Genomic DNA, 21,338 nt, shown 5'->3' on the forward strand with positions numbered 1-21,338 from the left:
TCCATCGAAATAAAGGGCGATCCCGCCGGTGAGTCGGTCATTCTGATTTTGTGGAAAGCTCATGCTCCCCCTTGGTAGTTATCGAGCAATGTAATGCCGGTGTCAGTGTTCCAACCGATCGCCGAAACCTCATTTCTTTCGGCCTTTCTAGATCGTCGGGAGCAAACCAGCCTTGTTGTGCTTGCTCTGTGCCTCGTGGCGGTCCCGCAGACACGCCTACCGTCATTTGCAGAAGCACAAGCGGTTGGTTCTGAGCCGATATGGTCCGCGAAATCATGACATTAGATCGGGAATCGTGCCGTACCCAAGGGCGTTCCAGAAGTCACCCCGGACATACCGCTGCTCAGGAGCGGGTTCAAAGTCCCAAGAATGGGTCCGCCCTCGTTGCAGCGCATCGGCCACCAGCTGCCGGTTAGCTTGGCTTGCCAGGACGCCGGACTCCAATGCAGCAAGCTCATACCGGGCATCCAGGGCTTCCCGCAGTGACGCAATCGCCTGCGCATACTGTGGATCCTCAGCCCTGTTCTGTAGTTCCTCCGGGTCCTGGTCTAGGTCGAACAGTTGATCCGGATCGCCAGGGCAAACAATATACTTGAATGGACCCCGGACAAGGGTTAACTGGGGTCGATACGTGCCCTCGGCCAGGTACTCGATCATAATGTCACGCTCTTCCGGTCCGGCTTCAGCAGAACGTTCGCGGCGTGCAGATTCCAGCAGTGATAAGCCTGTTGTCTTCACCTTCGGAGCCCCGGAAAGCTCGACCAGCGTCGGTAAGAGATCGAGCAGGCAAACTGGATTAGCAAAGCGACCCCTGGGCACCAGATGCTCAGCACCGTGCATTATCAACGGCACCCGCGAGGACTGCTCGTAGGGCGACATCTTGAACCAGAGGCCCTTCTCCCCCAGCATGTCGCCGTGGTCACTGGTAACGATAACAACGGTATTGTCGGCCAGCCCCAGTTCTTCGAGGCGTCCGATGATCCGCCCGATGTGGTCATCGATGTAGCTGACTGCCGCATAGTATGCACGGCGGGCCCTACGTACTTGTTCAATGGTCGGGTCCTGCTTGTCGAACCCACTCATCGCACGCAATCGATGGGTATGAGGATCCTGGTCGATCGGGGGAACCTCGGGGTTCCGGGGATCAGGGATCTGCCCTTCGGCGAAACGTTCCCAATGCTCCCGCGGTGGCTCATATGGATCGTGCGGGTGGATGAATGAGGCCACCATGAGAAAAGGTATGTCTTGATTGGCTGCCTGGTTGGCCCGTACTCGGTCATTCAGATGGCGAATTGCACGGAAACCGACTTCGTCGTCGAAATCCTGCTGTACCGTGGCTTTCGAGACCCCTGCGTTGAATACCGCATCTGCATCGTGATACCACTGCAACCGCTGGCCAAGCGGTCGGTTCCAGTCCGGCACCATGTCAAGGCTTGCCGGATAGACATCGGTCGTCAAACGTTCTTCAAATCCGTGCTGCTGATCGGGGCCGATGAAGTGCATTCGGCCAATTAAAGTGGTGTGGTAGCCGACGGCGCGCAGTCGATGCGCAAAAGTTGGTGCGGAGGCCGCGAAGTCATCCCCGTTGTCATAGCAATCAATCTCGGAGGGGAGCTTGCCTGTCATCATCGATGCACGAGACGGAGCGCATAAAGGGGTATTGCAGTAGGCCCGGTCAAACACCGCACCGTTTTCTGCTAATTTATCGATGTTCGGCGTCTTCGCGGCCGTGTCACCGTACGCGCCAAGCGCCTGAGCGGCCATCTGATCGGCCTGAATGACCACGATGTTCGGTCGTTTCATAGTCATAACTATTCCTTTCGGTTATTTTGAGCAAAAAACTGCAATCAACTGTTGTGGGTGTCGAGTAGCTGCCCGGCAATTGGTCGGGCTCATGTGGTCTGCCCGCAAAATAATGAGGGGGTAGAACCGCCCGTTGTGGCTCGGGCCTTCGGCCGCAGGTGCAGGAATGACCAGTTTCCGCAGTTGAACGCCTAGCAGTATCCCGCTATGTGTCCAGCGAAGTCGCCACTGTCTTGTAGCCAACGTGCCATGTAGCACTCTTTGTGCTGCGAATGAGCGCTTGCTTTCGCGGGGCTGAATATCCGACTTGGAGAGATGAATAGCTATTCGGAACCCTCAAGCCGGCCGCTGTTGGTGGCCTATGGTAGCGAGCGAGATTCCTCACTGACCTTACTTGTTTTGTCTTCATCAATGGAGCTTCCTGGGGCTTCAACAGCCTGACGCCCCTGCTGGCCCGGCGTTTCAACAACCTGCGCTGGCATGATCGTTGCGATCCCACCAGTTTCGGGATCGTAGCCGTCGGCCCACTCCCCTGTCTCGAAGTTGTACCCTACCGGCTCCCCGTCTTCATTGGTACGTTGGTACCACTGGGTGTACGCCTCGTTTAACGAATCTACGTCAGCGCCAGCACCACCTCCGCCTTTCGCTTTCACTACATCGAGGGCGAAGTCGTCACCGAATCGGTCAACACCTTCGGTCACCGCATTGTTAAGCGCGCTGTCGGCATACCGGAAGCGCAACGCCATCGGATCAGTGCGCAACTCCCGGAACCATGCGACCAAGCTCAAGATCAGTACAAGTGCGAACGGGACAGCGGTAATGATCACTAGTTGTTGCAGTCCCGCAAGCGCCATGGCATCGCCTAACAGCAACATTACGATGGCAATTCCGCTCATCACCAAGCCCCAAAAGATGATCACCCAGCGGCGGGGTTTCTGATCGCCCTGTGTGGTGAGCATGCCCATCACCACCGACGCTGAATCGGCAGCAGTGATGAAGAAGATCGCCAGCACGACAAGCACCACGTACGGCAGCCATTCGACGTATGGCAGATTGCCAATCAGGGCGAAGAGCACCTCAGGGGCGGCCATATCGTCAGTAAACCCTGGAAGACCTTCTCGATACATCCAAATTGATGAACCGCCCATAACGCCGTAGGCGATGAAGATCAAGGACGAGGGGACCAGGATAGTGCCGAGCACGAACTGTCGAATACTTCGACCGCGCGAGATTCGAGCGATGAAGATGCCGACAAATGGTGACCACGAGATCCACCATGCCCAGTAGTAAACGGTCCAGACGGACTGAAACTCTTGCGTCTCGGAGCCCCAGGAGAGGGACCGACCCATCATGTCGAACATGGAGCCGAGATACTCGATGATAGCCGAGGGCAACAAATTCAACAGGAAGAGAGTGGGGCCCAAGACGAGCACGATCAGCACCATAGCGACAGTCAGCACGATATTGATGTTCGAGAGGTAGCGGATGCCGCGGGCGACGCCTGAGACGGCCGAGACGACGAATCCAATGGTGAGCACGGCGATGATGACAACAAGTGTGTAGTTAGTGACCTCCCCGGCTCCAGAGACAATGCTGACTCCGGTTCCGATTTGCATTGCAGCGATTCCCAGCGCGGCAGCGGTGCCAAAGAGCGTAGCGATGATCGCAAACACGTCGACTAGTTTGCCTGCCAGGCCCTCTGTGAGCCGCTGTCCGAAAAGAGCACGGAAAATGGAGGACATGAGCAAGGAACGTCCGCGGCGGTAAGCAGCGTAGGCTACGGACCCGCCCACGAGTGCGTATATAGCCCACGCGTGGAAGCCCCAATGATAGTACGTCTGGGCGAAGGCACGATGCATGGCCTCCACCGATTCTGGCGCGTTGGTCAGCGGCGGCGGTGAGACGAAATATGCGAGTGGTTCTGCGGGCCCCCAGAACAGTACCGCCACGCCAAGTCCAGCCGCGAAAAGCATCGCTGTCCAAGAAAAGGTGCTGAATTCAGGTTTCTCGTCATCTTTACCCAGCGGGATCTTCCCATAGGGAGACAGTGCCATACCCACCAGTGCGATGAGCACGACTATGGCCACGGTGTTGAACATCCAGCCGAGGTTACCCGTCGACCAGTAGAAAGCCGTTTCTGCAACAGAAGCGACACTTTGGGGGGACCAAATGCCCCAGATGACGAACGCCACAGTTAAGGAGCCAGCGATGGCAAAAACAAGTTTGTCGACCCGATACCTCCTCCGCTGCTCATCGATAGCGATACCGGGGACCAGGACTGGGTGCGTGGCGTGGGGGTAGGCAAGCAATCTGCGGTTCAGGCGTCTGGAATCATTGACCTTACGTTGTTTTTCGCGCTGACGATCTCGCTTGGGCTGTTTCAGGCGAGAGCTGCTCGGCTCTCGTTCAGGGTGGTGGGAGTTTATAGACATCGAAACAGAGTCCTCTCTTTGGTCCTCGAGGCACAGCAGAGCAAAGTAGTCGCTTTCGCGAGCGAACCGCAACGAGACCAATTACTGCATGGGAGTCGGGAAAGGGAATCGGTTGTAAATACACAGCCAAGAGATTCGTTTGCCAAGAACCTGTCATTAGTGTGTGCTTGCTTGGCACCGAGGGTTGCTCATGGCGCGACGAAGCGAATTACAGGAATCGGGGAACGATGTGAGCGTCAGCGGATAGCGCGCTGCTCGTTCGGTACAGACCAGGTTCTGCTAAAGAGAATTCACAGTTTAGGGCTCGCTGCCCCACCAACCAATCGCGACGACCTCCCACGAGTCATTTTCGTATCCCACAGTGGGAACCGAAGGAAAAGACTTCGTTAGGTTGCGCAGAATGGCTGACGCCTCGACTCTCCTGGCAACCCCGCGAGTGCGGGGGCGTTGTGCCAAAAAAGTAAGCTTGGTCATAACATCGGAGACTAATCGGGGTCTCAAGTGTTGTCAATAGTTCTTATATATTAGTGATACGTATGTTGCAGTGTAGAACCTAGATGTATTTGGGTTCACCGGAGTTGCCGATTTGGCAGGTGCCCGCATTGTGTGTAATGCATCTCGGGGTTTGACCGCATGTCAGAACTGCGGACCTCAGCTCAGCGCTACGGTTCGAAAGCCCACGTTGCCAGAGGATGATTCCGGGGTGTTGAAAGTACGTGCGGCGACTCGGTAGCGATTGCAGTAGGAGTCGTGGCACAAGTAGGATCCCCCACGCATCACGCGGCCCGAACCAATAGTGGGTCCTTGCGGATTTTCTTTAGGGGAATTGCGGTAGTACTTAGGTAGAAACCAGTCCGCACACCATTCCCAGACGTTGCCCGCCATCTCATATAGGCCATACCCATTGGATTGAAAGGAGGCGACGGGTGCGGTACCAATATGGCCATCGTCGCTGCTGTTGCTTGCGGGGAATACGCCTTGCCAGATATTGCAGCGGTGCTCTCCATTCGGAGTTAGCTCGTTGCCCCAGGCGTATCGCATACCTTCCAGCCCGCCACGGGCGGCATATTCCCACTCAGCCTCCGTGGGCAAGCGTCTTCCAGCCCAGGTGCAATATTCCAGTGCGTCACGGTGGGAAACATGGACCACTGGGTGGTTGGGGATGTCCTTCCAGTTCGAATTCGGGCCGGTAGGACGTTTCCAGCTGGCTCCACGCACATTTAGCCACCATGGCGCTCCGGCAGCGACACCGATCACGTCCGATCCCGATGCCGTAGAAAGCAAGTGAAAGACGGCGGAGCTACCGTACTTCTCGGCCTCGGTCCGGTAACCCGTGGAGTGAACAAAGGCGGCATACATTTCATTCGTGACAGTGGTGGCATCGATACGAAAGCTCTCCAGGTGCACCTCGTGAACGGGGATCTCGCCATCGGCAAGATACCCTTCGCCAAAGGCGTCACCCATGCTGAAAATTCCCCTAGGGATTTCAATATCGTGGTGAAACTGGCGCGCGGATAGAGCGGACTTAACATCTAGTTTTCGACTGCCCACCACGGTGAACAGTGGCTCGCGCGAAGGCACGCAACAGCTCTTCCTTGGGACATTAGACGATGGCCCGTTACCAGACGAGCCGTCGAGGGGCAGGGTCATATTCTTACCTTTCAGATTCTCTGCCAAAAGCTCAGAATTTTCCGGTCATCGCTTACCAAGGGCCGCCCAAGTAGGTCGTAGGCTTGATACCATCAATGCTCCTACCAGCATTGCTGTCCTACATGCTGGCGGCAACCTCACTGCTCGCTCCGGGTAATGTAGCTGACGGATTTTAGATGAGCGAGCATGTTTTCGATGAACGCCATGGTTTTTCAGCATCCAGTTCTGAGAACCCTTGACGCACAACTGGGAAGTCATTTGAGCGCATGGTCCTCGGCATCGCCCAGAAAGACTGTAGCAGCGGGAAACCGTACGGCGTCATGCCTTCTCAACTGTAGTCCTTAGGTCAGTAGTTCAGCGCCACTTATCGAGCTGACGCCGGGGGTAGTCTAGTTTTCCTCCACCAAGCGCTCACTGAGAATCCGATGCGCAGTCGCCTGAAGAATTTGTAAGGATTCACCGACCAAAGGGGAATCCATACTACCCGTGCGCACCGAGGCAACGATTCTCCGCGTGGGCCTGCCGGGGCCTACAAGGCGCAGTCGACGCACATTCCCGGTACTTCCGATAGTGGCCAGCCGCGGCAGCAGGCCCACACCGAGCCCCGCTCCCACGAACGCCACCATGGTTTCCCACTCCAAGGCCTCGTGGGCAACTCTTGGGCTAACGCCCACTGCGGTGAACGCGGCGGTGAACAGCGCCCGGTAGGCCGACCCGGGAGTGTCGGAAATCCAGCGATCCTCCGCCAGCTCCTCGAGTCGTACCGTCTCGCGCCCCGCCAGCGGATGGTCCGCGGGTAGCACTACGTCCAGGGGATCATTGAGCAAGGTGGTCTGCTGGAACTGGAACTCCTCCTCCATGTGCGATTCCGTCTGCATTGCCACCACCACGGCCAAGTCAATCCGCTCGGCAATCAATAGCTCGTAGCAGCGGGCCGGGCTGGCCTCAATCACTTGGACCTCGACATCCGGCCGAGTCGTTCGCAGCTGCGCAGCGAGCGGCGCCAGCAACTGGGCGGCAGCGGTGGAGAACCCACCGAGTCCCAGATGGGACTGCACCCGCCCCTCGGCTGTCAAGGCGGAGGACCGCAACCGCTCCCACTCGGTCACCAACTTGTCAGACTCAGCCACCAGATGCCGCCCGGTAGACGTCAGCCGCACGCCCCGTCCGTCCTTGGCCAGCAGCTGCATTCCAAGCATCCGCTGCAGCTCGCGCAGTTGTGCCGAGACAGCTGAAGGGGAGTAACCGGTGAGCTTGGCAGTGGCCGCCACCGAGCCGCAAGCGGCAAAGGTGCGCAGGGTCATGAGCCGTGGATCAATCATGCAGCTATTGTGCACGATGTTAGGCATCTTTTTGCGCTTTTCTAGCAGCATTACAGGGAATAGTGTGATCTGTACAACAACACTTGGTTCATGAACGACCACATTTATTTTCAACTACCGCAGGCCCCTGCATCCGTCTCCCAAGGAGTACATCCATGTCTGTATCGATCAACACACCTCGCACTCGTCGGGGAAGGCTCTCCAGCACGCTGCCAGCGGAGCACCTGTCGGAGATCAAGGAGTTGTTCGACCAGCGCCGTGTCGGCTATTCGCTCGACGCGCCGTTCTACACCGATCCGACGGTATTCGCCCTGGATATGGAGGGTGTCTTCGGATCACAGTGGCTCTTTGCCGCCAGTATCGCCGAGATCCCGGAACCCGGGGACTACGTGACCATCGAGTACGGACCGACCTCGTTAATCGTGATGCGCAAGGACGATGGGGGCGTGAACGTCTTGCACAATGTCTGCCGCCACCGCGGCGCGCGGGTATTGACTGAGAAGTCGGGTTCCACCGGCAACCTGGTCTGCGGCTACCATTCCTGGACCTACTCACCCGAGGGCGATCTGATCCACGCCTCGGCACCCGGTGAAACCACCTTCGACAAGGGCTGTTTTGGACTCAAACGGGCCCATAGCCGGGTCTACGCCGGGCTGGTGTTTGTCTGCGTGGCCGAGGAACCACCAGCGGATTTCGACGAAGCAGCCAAGATCTTCGAACCGTATCTGGCACCCCATGACCTGTCGCGCACCAAGGTGGCCTACCAGCAGAATATCGTCGAGGAGGGCAATTGGAAGCTGGTGATGGAGAACAACCGCGAGTGCTACCACTGCGATGGCCACCCCGAACTGGCCTGTTCACTGTTCCCCACCTGGGGGCTGACCGATGACATCGTCCCCACCCATCTGGAGGAGGTCTGGGACCGGAACAAGCAAGCCGAGTCCTCCCTGGAGGAACGTTGCCGCCGCTACGGCCTGCCCTACGAGGTGGTGGAGGAACTCGATAGCCGAATTGCCGGATTCCGGATCTCACGTGAACCGCTGGACGGGCACGGGGAGTCCTTCTCCCCCGATGGTCGTCGTCTGTCGAAGAAACTTTTGGGTGACCTGCGGGATTTCCGGCTGGGCCGTTGCTCCATGCACGTGCAGCCCAACAGCTGGTTCCACTTCCTGGGCGACCATGTGATCACCTTCGGGGCCTTCCCGATCAACGAGCACCAGACCCTGGTACGCACCACCTGGCTGGTGGCCGACGACGCGGTCGAAGGGGTGGATTACGACCTGGAGAAACTCACCCACACCTGGAAGCAGACCAACCTGCAGGACAAGGCCTTCGTGGAACTGTGCCAGGCCGGAGCGGCCAGCCCCGCCTACGAGCCCGGGCCCTACATGAAGAGTGAATACCAGGTCGAGGCCTTCATCAACTGGTACGTGCAGCGCATGCAGGAGCACCTGGCATGATCGTTACCACCACCAGTATCCAGGCACCGGTCATGCAGCGGATCAGCGGCCTGGAGATGCCATGGAACCGGGTGCTGCGATCCACCGAGCAGGCCGCCGGGGCCGCCCGTGCCCTGGGTCCGTGGCATCCGCAGGAATTCACGGCCGAATGCGTTGAAACCGTCCCGGAAGCCGGCGGCATGATGACCTTCGTCTTCCGCCGTACCGACGGCGCGCCATTGGCCTTCCGGGCCGGACAGTACCTGAACATCGCCTTCCCCGTACATGGGCCGGACGGGGACTCGGTGGACCGCAGCTATTCGATCTCCAGCGCACCGACCCAACCGTGGACCTTCAACATCACGGTGAAACGCGAACGCCAGGGGCTGGTGTCCCCGTGGGTCCATGAAAACGTGAAGCCCGGCACCGTGCTGGACATGCTCGGCCCGGTCGGGGCCTTCCACCTTCCGGATGCCGAACGCCGAGCACGCTTCCTGTTCCTGGCCGCCGGGGCGGGAATCACCCCGATCATGTCCATGGTGCGCACCATCCATTCCCTGCCCGGCCAGGCCGATGTGGTGGTGTTGTATCACGGTGCCGAGCCCGGCGGATTCGGTTTTTCCAAGGAACTGGAATACATCGCCGCTGTCGATGAGCGCCTGAAGGTGTTCTACTCCCTGGGCGACCGCTCCGTTCCGGGGAACTGGGAATGGATGCTGGGTCGGCTCACTTGCCAGATGATCGACCAGGTGGCACCGGATGCCAATGGCCGCCAGGTGTACGCCTGCGGACCGGAGGGATACCTGAACAATGCCGCGGACCTGCTCGGGCAGGTTGGCGTGGATGAGACCTCGATCCACATGGAGTTCTTCTCCGGCAACCGGCAGACCCGGCGGGAATACCGGGAGGAAGTGGCGTACGCCGAGGGCCTGGCCGAGGAGTTCGCCGACGAGTTGGCCGAGTCGGCGCAGGACTACTTCGAACAGCAACCGGCCGAGCTGGGAATCTACGAACCAGGCTACGACGAGGACGGAACACTGGAGGCCACCGGGCTTGAATTGCAGGCCGCCGGATCCGAGGCCTGGCCCGACCCCGAGCAACCGGCTCCGGGTGAGGTCATCGTGCTGGAGTCGGCAGCGGCCATCGATGATGCCGCGGCCACCGCCGAGCAGCAGCCACCGCCGGATGCCGCGGATTTCGAGACCGTGGGCGAGGGAAGCCTGACCATGGCCTTTATGAAAACCGGGATCAAGGTCAGGATCGATCCCGGGGAGCCGATCCTGGCCGTGGCCAAACGGGCCGGGGTGAGGATCGGGGCCAACTGCCAGGAAGGCATGTGCGGTTCGTGCAAGGTGGTCAAGATCTCGGGGGATGTGGATATGCAGCACCAAGGCGGGATCCGCGCCCGGGAGATCGAGGCGGGCAAATTCCTGCCCTGCTGCTCCACTGCGCAGAGCGACCTGGAAATCGACGCCTGATCCCGCGGCGGGCGGCTGGTGGGATCCTTTGCGGGTTCCGCCACCCGCCGGATAGGGATTGCGCTCGTGCGGCAACCCGTGCAGGTTGTTCCCCGTGGGTCACCGTGTTCGTCGGGGCTAGAACAGGTGTTGTTCCGCCGGCACGGCCTGCGCATGTTCCAGCAACAGCAGCTGGCGCTTGGCCTCCAACCCACCGAGATACCCGCCCAACGATCCGTCGGTACGCAGCACCCGGTGGCAGGGCAGGAGAATCGGCAGCGGGTTGGTGGCACAGGCGGAACCCACCGCCCGCACGGCCTTCGGGTTGCCGATGCGATCGGCCATCTGCGCGTAGCTCAGGGTCTGCCCGTAGCCGATCCGGTCCAGTTCCAGCTGTACCCGGCGGCGGAAGTCGGTCGACAGCCGAAGGTCCAGGGGCAACTCGAAGGTCCTGCGTGTCCCGTTGAAGTACTCGTGGATCTGGCGTGCGGCCGCATCAAGCTTTGCCTCGGAGCGCAGGATCCGTGACCCGACCTTGTCGCTGAGCCTTTCCAGGACCTTGTCGTGTTCCTCGCCTTCAAAGGCCACCCGGACAATCCCCTGTCCGGTGGAGGCCAGCAGCAGTTTGCCCAGCGGCGAATCCACCACCCGGTACACCACATCGGTGAGCTGTTCCAACTGCGCGGAGTCTTCCAACCGCTGGCGCAGCTCGCTCAGCAATGCGGCTTCTGCCGCGGTGGCGACCGCAGTCGTTTCCTTCTTCTTCATGGGCTGGCTCCTTCGTAGGCGCTGATGTCGATGACCTTGCGCAAGCTGTTGATCCCGTCGGCCGCGGCGCGGCGTGCTGCCTCGGGGGTACCGCCCAGGAATTCGGATATCTGCCGGTACCCGAGACCGCCCAGATACCGGTAGGCAACGACCAGTCGTTGCTTTTCGGGCAGCTGTTTGACCAGTGCCCACAGTTCATGGTTTTCGGCGTTGGTTTCCGGGCTGAGCTCCACGGCAACCTCACCGGCCGCCGGATCGGCTTGCACGGTTTCCCCCCGGTGGCGGCGCAACTCGTCAATCGCCTTGTGGTGGGCGATGCGAATCAGCCAGGCCTGGATGTTGGCCTGGGGGTCGAGCCCCGGGTACGCCTTGAGCGCGGACAGGAAGGTTTCCGACCAGGCATCCTGGGCCCGGTGTTCGTCCAGCAGGGCACGGCACACCCGCAGCACGCTCAGGCCGTAGGCCTGGACAATCTGTTCAAAGGGCTGCTTCATGGGGCTCCTGGTGTGCGGTTCCTACCCTGTAAACGGTATATAGCCCCAAAGTGTGAGCCTAGGTGCCAAGAATTCTTCGCCACGACGCCCGCTGGGGTGATGGGCGGGCCGCTCAGACCACGGCAACTTCACCACTGAGCAGCTGGTTCCTCAGGGATTCGAGCTGCTCGAGGTCGATCGGGATGACTTCCCCGTTCTCCACTCCTCGCGGGATTTTCTTCCCGGCCAGGGTGTCACGCAGGATCCGCATGGTCGCCCCGTGACTGACACACAGAATCCTCTTCCCGGGGTTCTCGTCCAACAACCGGTGCAGTCCCAGAACGGCCCGTTGCAGGACGTGCTGGCGTGGTTCGGCCTGTTCCAGCAGTTGCTGGACCAGATCCTCGTCCAGCTCCGCACGGCACTGGCCTTCCAACGCACCGAAGCCTCGCTCCACCAGGTCCGCCACTGCAGGACCGGTCTGCGCCCCGAGCTCGTCGGCGATGATCCGGGCGGTTTGCTGCGCCCGCCCCAAAGGGGAAGCCAACACCAGATCCCAGTGCTGCTGGGCAAGCTGCCCGCCCACCGCACGGGCCTGTTCACAGCCGGTGCCGTTCAACGGGATGTCGGTTTGCCCCTGTAGTCGCCCGAGAAGATTCCAATCCGTCTGTCCATGACGGACCAAAGCCAATGCACTGTCCATATCCACGAGTCTAACCAGTGTGAGGATTTCCCGGGCGGCCCCGGCGCGCGTCCGATGCCGTCATGAAGGTACCCATCGAAACCTGTTCGGAACCTTTTTCCGGGAATTCCATGACCGGTGAAGTCCACGGGATTCGGGAGAACAGCCCGAAGGTTGCCTGCGGTGACGTGAAACCGCGCAACAAATGAATGGATTGTCCAAGGCATGTGCCCCCGCGGCGGGCCGACCGCAGCGCCAAATGCCACACAGCTACCGCCGGCGTAGCACCACGTAGCCCAAAGACATCAAGTACTTAAATTGCACCGTGTTTCCCTAGTTGACATGGGGGTATCCCTGGGGCTCGGTCCGTGGTTGGCTGATTTCGACCAATCACACCAATGCACCGATTTCGAAGGACATATCGATGAATGCACCAACACGGCTCCACAAGCGCAACCCCTCCATTGCGGCGTTGCTGCTCGCCGCACCGGTACTGCTTGGCGCATGCGCAACCACCGGGCAGGCCGCGACGGAAGCCGACGCCAACGGCACGGTCACCGTCCGCTATGAAGGGACGGCCAACGGTGTGCCCCTCCCCGAACTTGCCGATGACCTGGGTTTCCTGGACGGTATCGAGCTGGAGTGGGTCGGCAATACCACCAGTGGACCGTCCTCGATCCAGAATACCGCCACGGGGGCCACCGATATCGGCAGCGCATTCACCGGGGCAATCATCAAACTACAGGACGCCGGGGCACCGGTGACCGCGGTGATCTCCTCCTACGGCTCGGATGAACAGTCCTTCTTCGGCTACTACGTCACCGAAGACAGTGAGATCACCGAACCGCGGGACCTGATCGGCAAGAGCGTCGCGGTCAATACCCTGGGAGCCCATTCCGAAGCCGTCATCGGCACCTATCTGCGCGAGAACGGGTTGACCGAAGAGGAAATCGACCAGGTCCAACTCGTGGTGCTGCCACCGAACGACACCGAACAGGCGTTGCGCACCGGACAGATCGATGTGGGAGCCCTCAGCGCCGCTTTGCAGGACCGGGCCGTGGCCCAGGGAGGGTTGCGCCGGCTCTTCAGCGACGTGGATTTCTTCGGTGAATTCAACGCCGGACAGTACGTCCTGCGGGATGACTTCATCGCCCAACATCCCGAGGCAACTCGCACCTTGGTCACCGGCATCGGAAAGGCGATCAACTGGGCGCGGGAACATACCCGGGAGGAAGTCGTCGCACGACAGGCCCAAATCATCCAGGGCAGGGACCGCGGTGAGAGCACCGACACGCTGCAGTATTTCAAGAGCTACGGGGTGTCGGAACACGGGTTCATTTCGGACTCGGATCTCACCCTCTGGGAACGCTGGCTCAACGACAGCGGCAGCATCGAGGGCTCCATCGATCCGGGCGACTACTACACCAACGAATACAACAACCTGACGCAACAAGGAAAGTAGGCGAACATGTCCAAGATCCAAATCAACAACGTCGGCAAGGTCTTCCGTCGCTCCGGTGGGCCGCAATCCCAGGCCGTGACAGCGCTTCGGTCGCTGGACTTGCAGGTGTCCGAGGGGGAATTCGTGACCCTGGTGGGGCCCAGCGGGTGCGGCAAGTCCACGCTGCTGGATATCCTGGCCGGGCTCAGCCTTCCGGACTCGGGTCAGGTACTCGTCGACGGCCGCCCCATTACCGGGCCAGGACTTGAACGCTCGGTGGTCTTCCAGCAGTACGCCCTCTTCCCCTGGCGCACAGCGGTGGCCAATGTCGAAGTCGGCTTGGAAAGCCAGGCGCGCGGCAAGGGCGGGCTGACCAAGCAGGAACGGCGGGCCCGGGCCACCGAATACCTGCGGCTGGTGGGTCTGCAGGGACGTGAGGAACGCTATCCGAACGAGCTTTCCGGAGGCATGCGCCAACGGGTCGCCATTGCCCGGGCGCTGGCGCACGAGCCACAGGTGCTGCTGATGGACGAACCCTTCGCCGCGCTTGATGCACAGACCCGCGAACAGCTGCAGGACCTGCTGTTGCAGGTGTGGCAGCGGACCGGGACCACCATCATCTTCATCACCCACGGCATCGAGGAAGCGGTGTATCTGGGCCAACGGGTCGCGGTGATGTCCTCCCAGCCGGGAACCATCCGCGAAATCATCGACATTGATCTGGGAGACAAATCCGCTGTACAGGACATCCGTTCCACCGGCCGTTTCGGAGCGTACCGGCACCAGATCTGGAACCTGCTGCATCACCAGGATCTGCCCACGGGGTCCACCGATATCGACGATGCCGAACACGTGGCTGCGGTGGTGGCGGCATGAGTTCACCCGTCATCTCCGGGAAACCGCCCGAGCAGGTCTCCTTCGAACCGGTTCCTGAGGCCGAGTTCCGGAAAGTCGGAGTCGTAGCGGGCCGGATCCTGTACCGCTCCGGGGCGGTCCTGACATTCCTGGCCCTCTGGGAGCTGGTACCGCGGTTCGTGCTCTCCGACGCGGCCCGGGTCTTCCTTCCACCGCTGCATGAGGTGCTGATTGCGCTGTGGGCACTGATCGGCAGCGGAGAACTACTGGTCCACGCCACCGCAAGCCTGGGCCGTTCGGCCACCGGGTTCCTTCTGGCGATCTCGATCGGTGTTCCCACCGGCCTGGTGATCGCCTGGTATCCGCGGGTCCGGGAGTTCCTCAACCCGTTACTGGAGGTGTTCCGCAATACCGCGGCCTTGGCCCTGCTTCCGGTATTCACCCTGCTGCTGGGGATCGGTGAGGTGTCCAAGGTGGCGATCGTGGTCTTCGCGGCGTTTTTCCCCGTGCTGTTGAACACCATCCTCGGGGCGCGCAGCGTGGACCCGCTGCTTATCCGGGCTGCCAGGACCCTCGGGATGGGAAGCCTGGAGGTCTTTTCCAAGGTCATCCTCCCCTCCGCGGTGCCCACCATCTTCACCGGGATCCGCATGGCCGGGACCTCCTCGGTCCTGGTACTAATCGCGGCCGAGATGATCGGCGCCAAGGCCGGTTTGGGATACCTGATCACCAACTCGCAAGCCAGCTTCCTGATCCCCCAGATGTACGCCGCCATCCTGACCGTTTCCGTCCTCGGCTACGTGGTCAACGCGCTACTCGTCGCGCTGGAACGCCACTTCTCGCGCTGGCACCATGCCTCCAGCTGACCGCCCTCCTACCCGACCAATGAAAAGGACTCGATAACCATGACCCGTTCCCTGATTCTCAATGCGTTCCTCATGACCACGGGGCATCATGAATCCTCGTGGCGCCTGCCGGAAAGCGATACCGGTGCCGGCACCGATATTCGCCATTACCAGCGGCTGGCCCAACTTGCGGAGCAAGCGAAATTCGACGCGGTGTTCTTCGCCGATTCGCCGGTATTGCAGGCTCCGCCGGCCCAACGTCCGGCTGGCGCCTTGGATCCGGTCACCCTGTTGGCGGCGTTGGCCACGGCCACCGAGAAGATCGGACTCATTGCCACGGCCTCAACCAGCTACAACGAACCGTATAACCTTGCCCGGAAGTTCGCATCCCTCGACGCCATCAGCAACGGCCGGTCCGGTTGGAACGTCGTGACGACCGCAGGAGACGCCGCGGCCCGGAATTTCTCCCGCAACGCGCAACCGGATAGTTCCCAGCGCTACGCCCGGGCCGAGGAATTCCTGAAGGTCACCGAAAGACTGTGGGATTCGTGGGAAGACGACGCGAGGGTGGGTGACAAGGACAGCGGGGTATGGGCCGCTCCCACCAGGATCCATCGCATCGACCACCAGGGGGAGCATTTCCAGGTTGCCGGTCCGTTGAATGTGCCCCGTTCACCGCAGGGCCGTCCGGTCATCATTCAGGCCGGTGCCTCCGAAGCCGGAAAGGGGTTTGCCGCACGCTGGGCCGAGGCGATCTTCACCGCGCACCAGTCCCTGGCCTCGGCGCAGGACTTCTACCGGGAGCTAAAGGCCAGGGCGGCAGAAGTGGGACGCAATAGCCAGGAAGTGAAGATCCTGCCGGGGATCGTGCCGATCCTGGGTTCCACCCAGACCGAGGCACAGCGATTGGCCGATGAACTCGACGCACTGATCCTGCCGCAATATGCACTGCAAAACCTTGCGCAGGTGCTGCACGTGGACCCCGCCGAATTGGACCTTGACCGGGTCTTGCCCCAAGGTCTGGGCCAGCTGGTTCCCGCGGAGAAATCGACCTCACGCCGTGACCTCGTGCTCGGATTGGGCTACGAGCGGAATCTGACGGTCCGGCAGATCATCCGTGAATTGGGCCCGGGGCGTGGGCACCAGACCCTTGTCGGAACCCCGGAACAAGCCGCGGATCATATCGAGCAATGGTTCACCCAGGGTGCTGCGGATGGCTTCAACATCATGGCGCCGGTTCTCCCCTCGGGACTGGAGTATTTCGTTGAGCATGTCGTGCCGATCCTGCGCCAGCGGGGGTTGTTCCGCGAGGACTACGAGGACAGTACCCTGCGTGGGCACTACGGTCTGCCGGTACCCCGGAACCACTTTGCCCGGGAACGGGCGCATCAGGAGCAGGTGGCCTAACGAGCCGACTCACGTGGCGCCTATCAGGGTGGCCCGGCACGCCTCTTCGGGTGTGCCGGGCCACCCTCGTCGTTTCCGGCGACAAATCCGCGAACGGCATGGGGGAACGAAAGCCAGAACCAGGCGTATCCGGCCTGCCGGGAGGCCACCGACCGAGGTGTGCGCCGCGCAATCTTTCGACGCACAACTTGGGCCGCATTCGTTCATGTTGAGAGACTGGAGGCGACCATCCCGAGCGGCCGAGAGATCTGGTTCGATGACGCCGCAGCAACCTGCCACAACCGGTGGATATGGTGCTACCGCCAGGAACGATGGAGCTGCCTTCGGCCTGTACGGCAATATACAGCGACATCGGTCATCACCTCGGGATACTGCCTTGAAGGCTCACCAGGCCGATGCCGTGGTGGGTCCAAAGACGAACCGATAAGGAGTCGTACGCCACCATGGCCGACCACAAGTTTGGATTCCGCACCCGTGCGCTGCACGCCGGCGGCACCCCCGATGCCGAGCACGGCGCCCGCGCGGTGCCGATCTACCAGAGCACATCCTTTGTTTTCAAGGATGCCGATGATGCCGCGAACCTCTTCGCGTTGCAGAAGTACGGGAACATCTACTCGCGCATCGGCAACCCCACCGTGGCGGCCTTCGAGGAGCGCATGGCGTCACTGGAGGGTGGTATCGGCGCGGTGGCAACCGCCTCGGGCATGGCCGCCGAATTCGTCACCTTTGCCGCATTGGCCCAGGCCGGGGACCACATCGTGGCCTCCTCGAAGCTCTACGGCGGCACCATCACCCAGCTGGACGTCTCGCTGCGCCGTTTCGGCATCGACACCACCTTCGTTGATTCCACCGAGGCCGCGGATTTCGAGGCCGCGATCCAGGAAAACACCAAGGCCGTGTACACCGAAGTGGTCGCCAACCCCTCCGGTGACATCGCCGACCTGAAGGGGCTGGCCGAGGTGGCGCACCGCCACGGGCTGCCGCTGGTCGTTGACGCGACCCTGACCCCGCCCTACCTGCTGCGCCCCATCGAGCACGGCGCGGACATCGTGATCCACTCGGCCACCAAGTTCATCGGCGGGCACGGCACCACCCTGGGTGGCGTGGTCATCGAGTCGGGCACCTTCAACTGGGGAAACGGCAAGTTCCCCACCATGACCGAACCGGTGCCGAGCTACGGCAACGTCTCCTGGTGGGACAACTTCGGCGAATACGGCTTCTTGACCAAGTTGCGCAGCGAGCAGCTGCGCGACTTCGGCCCCTCCCTGCCGGCCCAGTCCGCGTTCCAGCTGCTGCAGGGCGTGGAAACCCTGGCCCAGCGTATGGACAGCCATGTGGCCAACGCCCGGATCGTTGCCGAATGGCTGCAAAAGGATCGACGGGTGAGCTACGTGAATTTTGCGGGACTGGAAAGCCACCCGCAGCACGAGCGCGCCAAGGAGCTGTTGCCTTTGGGGGTCGGCTCGGTCTTCAGCTTCGGGGTCAAGGGCGGACGCGCCGCCGGCGCCAAGTTCATCGAGGCGCTGCAGCTGGCCAGCCACCTGGCCAATATCGGGGACGCGCGCACCCTGGTGCTGCACCCGGCATCCACCACCCACCAACAGCTGACTGCCGAGCAGTTGGCGGCCGGCGGTGTGCCCGAGGACCTGATCCGTCTCTCGGTGGGGCTGGAGGATGTCGAGGACATCCTCTGGGACCTGGACCAGGCGTTGGACGCCTCGCAGCAGGCCACCGCAGACAGTGAATTCGAGGCTCCGGCCTATGACGGCGCGGCCTGTGCCTTGCCTGCCGCCGGAAAGGGAGCGAACTAATGAGCACCGCAACCCGCACCTGGGAAGGCCCCGGCGCCGCCGAACGGCTGAACATCCTGCGCAACACCAAGTCCATTGCGATCGTTGGCGCGTCGAACAAGCCCTCGCGGGCCAGCTACTTCGTGGCCACCTACCTGCTGTCCTCCTCGAACTACACGGTGTACTTCATCAACCCGGTGGTGGACGAGATCCTGGGCCAGCCGGTCTACAAGTCGCTGGCCGACCTGCCCGAAACCCCGGACCTGGTCGAGGTCTTCCGCAAGCATGACGACCTGCCCGGGGTACTGGACGAAGCACTGGCCGTGGGAGCCAAGACCCTCTGGCTGCAGCTGGGTTCCTGGCATGAGGAAGTAGCCGAACGTGCCGAGGCCGCCGGCTTGAAGGTGGTCATGGACCGCTGCGTGAAGATCGAGCACGCGCGCTTCCACGGCGGGCTGCGCCTGGCCGGTTTCAATACCGGGGTGATTTCCTCCAAGCGCCAATTGCTGGCCTGATACCGGTGCCGCGGATTTGAACACGGGGGTGCCTGGCCTTTGCGCCAGGCACCCCCGTGGCCGTTGGGCACCCGAAAGCTGGGCAACACACCCCATTCGCAGTGAATTGAATCATATTCACACCAAGTGAGCATGGGAATTTGATCTCATTTGGACATCGCGAGAGGGTTATTTCATGCCCCTGCGCTCCCGCCTTGCCCTAACGGCGTCTTTACTTCTCTGCGCAACCCTACTGGCCGGCTGCGGCCTCGCCGGCGATACGTCGCCGGATGCCGCCGAACCCGGTACTTGGAGGCCGGCTTCCGGAGCTTCCGCAGCCCGAATCGCCGGTTCGGCGCAGGTCGGCCCGACCACGGGACATGCGCCGCCACCCGTCGTGGCCCCGGCCGGACCTGTGCACATCAAACGACACCCCGGGGTGGATTGCGCCATTGCCAAGTGCGTGGCGCTGACCTTCGACGATGGTCCAGGCAAGTACACCGAAGGGCTACTGGATCTGCTGGCCAGGGAGAACGTACCGGCAACCTTCTTCCTGCTGGGACAGAATGTCCAGCAGTACCCCCACGCACTGCAACGCATGGTGACCGAGGGACACCAGCTGGGGAGCCATACCTTCACCCATCCCGACCTGACCACGCTCCCGCCCGAGCGGGTTGCCGATGAACTGGAATCCACCAACGAGGCCATCCGGAAGATCACCGGTTTCGCGCCGGATACCGTACGCCCTCCCTACGGTGCACACAACGGCGCGACGGATCGGCTGATCCACGACCCGCTCATCCTGTGGGATGTCGACACCCTGGACTGGCAGCATCACGATCCCGCCAGGACCGTCAGCGTGGCCATGGAAGCGGTCCGCGGTGGATCGATCATCCTGCTGCACGACATCCACAAAACCTCCGTCCAGGCCGTTCCGGAACTCATCGGCCGACTGAAGGGACAGGGGTACTCGCTGGTGACCATCGACGAGCTCTTTGCCGGCACGGAGCTTTCCGGCGGCCAGGCCCTGACCCGCAGACCCGTTGGCGGGCAGGCCTAGCCAACCGGATCAACCGCCGTACGGCGCAACCCAGTGATTGACAAACCTCAATCAGAGACCTGATCATTGACTGGTTACCTCAATCACCAAGGAGTGCACCATGGGCAGCAATTGGGTTCCGGCGTTGCGCATCCTGCGCCCCTTCGCCCGTCGGGACTACCGGATCCTGGCCTGCGCCTTGGCGCTGTCGATCCTGGCCCACGGCATGTGGGCGGTGGCGATGGTCTACCAGGTGCGCCAACTCGGCGGCGGCCCGACACAGTTGTCGATGGTGGCCACCGCCAGCGCGCTGGGGCTGATCCTGCTGGTACTGGCTGGTGGCATTGCCGCAGATCGTTACTCCTGCCGCAGGATCCTGATCTGGGTGGAAACCGTTTCGGTACTGCTGATGTCCACGACGGCGCTCCTGGCATTAACAGGAACCCTGCAGCTATGGCACCTGGTGATCACCGGATTCATCTCCGGGGCCGGAGCGGCCTTCTTCTATCCGGCCTACTCGGCCCTGTTGCCTCGGATGCTGCCCGGCGAGGAGCTCTTAGCCGCCAATGGCGTGGAAGGCACCATGCGCCCGGCCATCCAGACCGCCCTGGGGCCGATGACCGCCGGGGTTATCGTGGCCTGGATTTCCCCGGCCCACGCGATCGCCGGCGTCGCACTGGCCCACCTGGCCGCCCTGCTGGTGTTGCGGCTGATCTCCCGGCAGCCGGTCTATGACCGCATCGAGGGCACCGGGGCCGACCCCAGTCCGGCCACGGCCTTCCAGCAGCTACGGGAAGGGGTGGACTACACGCTGGGGACCCCGTGGCTCTTGTGGACACTGATCTTCGCTGTGGTCGCGGTTTTCACGTTTATCGGCCCCTTCGAGGTGCTATTGCCCTTCGAGATCAGTGACCGCCTGGATTCCGATGCCACCGGTTTCGCGATGGCCCTGGCCGCCTACGGGGTCGGTTGCGCCCTGGGTTCGGTGGCCACGGCCTCCTTCCGGCTGCCGCGGCGCTACTTGACCGTCATGATGGCCTGTTGGGGACTGGGTTCGCTGCCGCTGGCCTGGGTGGGCGTCGTTCCCGCCCTGTGGTGGCTTTTCCCGTTGCTGTTCATTGTCGGGCTCACCGACGGCATCGGGCAGGTCACCTGGGGAACACTGTTGCAGCGCCGGGTGCCGCGCCACCTGCTGGGACGGATCTCGAGCCTGGATTTCTTTGTCTCATTGGCGCTGATGCCCGTGTCCATGGCGGTCGCCGGCCCCTTGAGCGAAGTGGTCTCCACCCGGGATATCTTCATTGTCGCCGGACTCGCCTCACCCATCCTGGCCCTGGTGGCCTGGATTTGCGGCCGGTTCTGGCGCGACGAGCTGGACCATCCCCTGGACCGGTCGCCGGCCCAGTCACTATCCACCCCGGAATAGCCGGGGCGCCGGCAA

18 protein-coding genes and 1 riboswitch are annotated in these 21,338 nt (G+C 61.7%); of the genes, 11 read left to right on the forward strand and 7 right to left on the reverse strand.

Annotated features, from left to right (window positions below):
- Window positions 1–273 precede the first annotated feature (273 nt).
- The 4 genes from betC to OK351_RS10605 form a co-directional block, all read right to left on the reverse strand.
- Complete coding sequence (gene betC / locus OK351_RS10590) at window positions 274–1,809, reverse strand: choline-sulfatase (protein ID WP_265158647.1); 1,536 nt, start codon at window positions 1,807–1,809, stop codon at window positions 274–276.
- A 353-nt stretch (window positions 1,810–2,162) separates the two neighbouring features.
- Window positions 2,163–4,235 (reverse strand): BCCT family transporter, encoded by a 2,073-nt coding sequence (locus OK351_RS10595; protein WP_265158649.1) that lies wholly within the window; start codon window positions 4,233–4,235, stop codon window positions 2,163–2,165.
- Between the two features lie 651 nt (window positions 4,236–4,886).
- Window positions 4,887–5,816, reverse strand: coding sequence for a formylglycine-generating enzyme family protein (locus OK351_RS10600; protein ID WP_371931415.1), 930 nt, complete (start codon window positions 5,814–5,816; stop codon window positions 4,887–4,889).
- A gap of 458 nt (window positions 5,817–6,274) precedes the next feature.
- The gene (locus OK351_RS10605; protein WP_265158651.1) at window positions 6,275–7,207 is read right to left on the reverse strand and encodes a LysR family transcriptional regulator; all 933 of its coding nucleotides are present in this window, start codon (window positions 7,205–7,207) and stop codon (window positions 6,275–6,277) included.
- A gap of 16 nt (window positions 7,208–7,223) precedes the next feature.
- On the opposite strand from OK351_RS10605, the gene OK351_RS17950 reads away from it, so the two are divergent.
- From OK351_RS17950 to OK351_RS10615, 3 genes are all read left to right on the forward strand, one after another.
- Entirely contained in the window at window positions 7,224–7,301 is a 78-nt protein-coding gene (locus tag OK351_RS17950) for a hypothetical protein (RefSeq protein WP_371931425.1), read from the forward strand.
- A 61-nt stretch (window positions 7,302–7,362) separates the two neighbouring features.
- On the forward strand, window positions 7,363–8,667 hold the full coding sequence (locus OK351_RS10610) for an aromatic ring-hydroxylating oxygenase subunit alpha (protein WP_265158653.1): 1,305 nt from the start codon (window positions 7,363–7,365) through the stop codon (window positions 8,665–8,667).
- Complete coding sequence (locus OK351_RS10615) at window positions 8,664–10,124, forward strand: flavin reductase family protein (RefSeq protein WP_265158655.1); 1,461 nt, start codon at window positions 8,664–8,666, stop codon at window positions 10,122–10,124. Before OK351_RS10610 ends, OK351_RS10615 begins: the two co-directional genes overlap by 4 nt.
- Window positions 10,125–10,241: 117 nt before the next feature.
- Here the strand turns inward: OK351_RS10615 and OK351_RS10620 are convergent, their stop codons facing one another.
- The 3 genes from OK351_RS10620 to OK351_RS10630 all read right to left on the reverse strand — a co-directional run bounded on the left by OK351_RS10620 (window position 10,242) and on the right by OK351_RS10630 (window position 12,047).
- On the reverse strand, window positions 10,242–10,871 hold the full coding sequence (locus OK351_RS10620; RefSeq protein ID WP_265158657.1) for a methylated-DNA--[protein]-cysteine S-methyltransferase: 630 nt from the start codon (window positions 10,869–10,871) through the stop codon (window positions 10,242–10,244).
- On the reverse strand, window positions 10,868–11,365 hold the full coding sequence (locus OK351_RS10625; protein WP_265158659.1) for an RNA polymerase sigma factor: 498 nt from the start codon (window positions 11,363–11,365) through the stop codon (window positions 10,868–10,870). Before OK351_RS10625 ends, OK351_RS10620 begins: the two co-directional genes overlap by 4 nt.
- 112 nt (window positions 11,366–11,477) lie before the next feature.
- Window positions 11,478–12,047 (reverse strand): histidine phosphatase family protein, encoded by a 570-nt coding sequence (locus OK351_RS10630; protein WP_265158661.1) that lies wholly within the window; start codon window positions 12,045–12,047, stop codon window positions 11,478–11,480.
- A 403-nt stretch (window positions 12,048–12,450) separates the two neighbouring features.
- Here OK351_RS10630 and OK351_RS10635 point away from each other — a divergent pair, with 403 nt between their 5' ends.
- The 8 genes from OK351_RS10635 to OK351_RS10670 all read left to right on the forward strand — a co-directional run bounded on the left by OK351_RS10635 (window position 12,451) and on the right by OK351_RS10670 (window position 21,323).
- Window positions 12,451–13,488: an ABC transporter substrate-binding protein gene (locus tag OK351_RS10635; RefSeq protein ID WP_265158663.1), complete on the forward strand. Its 1,038-nt coding sequence runs from the start codon at window positions 12,451–12,453 to the stop codon at window positions 13,486–13,488.
- A 6-nt stretch (window positions 13,489–13,494) separates the two neighbouring features.
- Window positions 13,495–14,343 (forward strand): ABC transporter ATP-binding protein, encoded by an 849-nt coding sequence (locus OK351_RS10640; RefSeq protein ID WP_265158665.1) that lies wholly within the window; start codon window positions 13,495–13,497, stop codon window positions 14,341–14,343.
- Complete coding sequence (locus tag OK351_RS10645) at window positions 14,340–15,188, forward strand: ABC transporter permease (RefSeq protein WP_265158667.1); 849 nt, start codon at window positions 14,340–14,342, stop codon at window positions 15,186–15,188. The genes OK351_RS10640 and OK351_RS10645 overlap by 4 nt, the downstream gene beginning before the upstream one ends.
- A gap of 39 nt (window positions 15,189–15,227) precedes the next feature.
- The gene (locus tag OK351_RS10650) at window positions 15,228–16,574 is read left to right on the forward strand and encodes an LLM class flavin-dependent oxidoreductase (protein ID WP_265158670.1); all 1,347 of its coding nucleotides are present in this window, start codon (window positions 15,228–15,230) and stop codon (window positions 16,572–16,574) included.
- Window positions 16,575–16,797: 223 nt separating this feature from the next.
- Window positions 16,798–16,892, forward strand: a riboswitch (SAM riboswitch).
- 125 nt (window positions 16,893–17,017) lie between these two features.
- Window positions 17,018–18,385, forward strand: coding sequence for an O-acetylhomoserine aminocarboxypropyltransferase/cysteine synthase family protein (locus OK351_RS10655; RefSeq protein WP_265158672.1), 1,368 nt, complete (start codon window positions 17,018–17,020; stop codon window positions 18,383–18,385).
- Window positions 18,385–18,879: a CoA-binding protein gene (locus tag OK351_RS10660; RefSeq protein WP_265158674.1), complete on the forward strand. Its 495-nt coding sequence runs from the start codon at window positions 18,385–18,387 to the stop codon at window positions 18,877–18,879. The genes OK351_RS10655 and OK351_RS10660 overlap by 1 nt, the downstream gene beginning before the upstream one ends.
- Before the next feature lie 394 nt (window positions 18,880–19,273).
- Window positions 19,274–19,918: a polysaccharide deacetylase family protein gene (locus tag OK351_RS10665; protein ID WP_265158676.1), complete on the forward strand. Its 645-nt coding sequence runs from the start codon at window positions 19,274–19,276 to the stop codon at window positions 19,916–19,918.
- Between the two features lie 100 nt (window positions 19,919–20,018).
- Window positions 20,019–21,323: an MFS transporter gene (locus OK351_RS10670; protein WP_265158680.1), complete on the forward strand. Its 1,305-nt coding sequence runs from the start codon at window positions 20,019–20,021 to the stop codon at window positions 21,321–21,323.
- Window positions 21,324–21,338 lie beyond the last annotated feature (15 nt).

The sequence above is a fragment of the Glutamicibacter sp. MNS18 genome (assembly GCF_026107515.2).
In the GTDB taxonomy this organism is placed as follows: Bacteria; Actinomycetota; Actinomycetes; order Actinomycetales; family Micrococcaceae; genus Glutamicibacter.

Coding starts and splice junctions, on each gene's coding strand:
- OK351_RS10620 (WP_265158657.1), bottom strand. CDS start 10,871: ATGAAGAAGAAGGAAACGACTGCGGTCGCCACCGCGGCAGAAGCCGCA.
- OK351_RS10670 (WP_265158680.1), top strand. CDS start 20,019: ATGGGCAGCAATTGGGTTCCGGCGTTGCGCATCCTGCGCCCCTTCGCC.
- OK351_RS10640 (WP_265158665.1), top strand. CDS start 13,495: ATGTCCAAGATCCAAATCAACAACGTCGGCAAGGTCTTCCGTCGCTCC.
- OK351_RS10660 (WP_265158674.1), top strand. CDS start 18,385: ATGAGCACCGCAACCCGCACCTGGGAAGGCCCCGGCGCCGCCGAACGG.
- OK351_RS10625 (WP_265158659.1), bottom strand. CDS start 11,365: ATGAAGCAGCCCTTTGAACAGATTGTCCAGGCCTACGGCCTGAGCGTG.
- OK351_RS10605 (WP_265158651.1), bottom strand. CDS start 7,207: ATGATTGATCCACGGCTCATGACCCTGCGCACCTTTGCCGCTTGCGGC.
- OK351_RS10650 (WP_265158670.1), top strand. CDS start 15,228: ATGACCCGTTCCCTGATTCTCAATGCGTTCCTCATGACCACGGGGCAT.
- OK351_RS10655 (WP_265158672.1), top strand. CDS start 17,018: ATGGCCGACCACAAGTTTGGATTCCGCACCCGTGCGCTGCACGCCGGC.
- OK351_RS17950 (WP_371931425.1), top strand. CDS start 7,224: ATGTTAGGCATCTTTTTGCGCTTTTCTAGCAGCATTACAGGGAATAGT.
- OK351_RS10645 (WP_265158667.1), top strand. CDS start 14,340: ATGAGTTCACCCGTCATCTCCGGGAAACCGCCCGAGCAGGTCTCCTTC.
- OK351_RS10615 (WP_265158655.1), top strand. CDS start 8,664: ATGATCGTTACCACCACCAGTATCCAGGCACCGGTCATGCAGCGGATC.
- OK351_RS10595 (WP_265158649.1), bottom strand. CDS start 4,235: ATGTCTATAAACTCCCACCACCCTGAACGAGAGCCGAGCAGCTCTCGC.
- OK351_RS10610 (WP_265158653.1), top strand. CDS start 7,363: ATGTCTGTATCGATCAACACACCTCGCACTCGTCGGGGAAGGCTCTCC.
- OK351_RS10630 (WP_265158661.1), bottom strand. CDS start 12,047: ATGGACAGTGCATTGGCTTTGGTCCGTCATGGACAGACGGATTGGAAT.
- betC (WP_265158647.1), bottom strand. CDS start 1,809: ATGACTATGAAACGACCGAACATCGTGGTCATTCAGGCCGATCAGATG.
- OK351_RS10635 (WP_265158663.1), top strand. CDS start 12,451: ATGAATGCACCAACACGGCTCCACAAGCGCAACCCCTCCATTGCGGCG.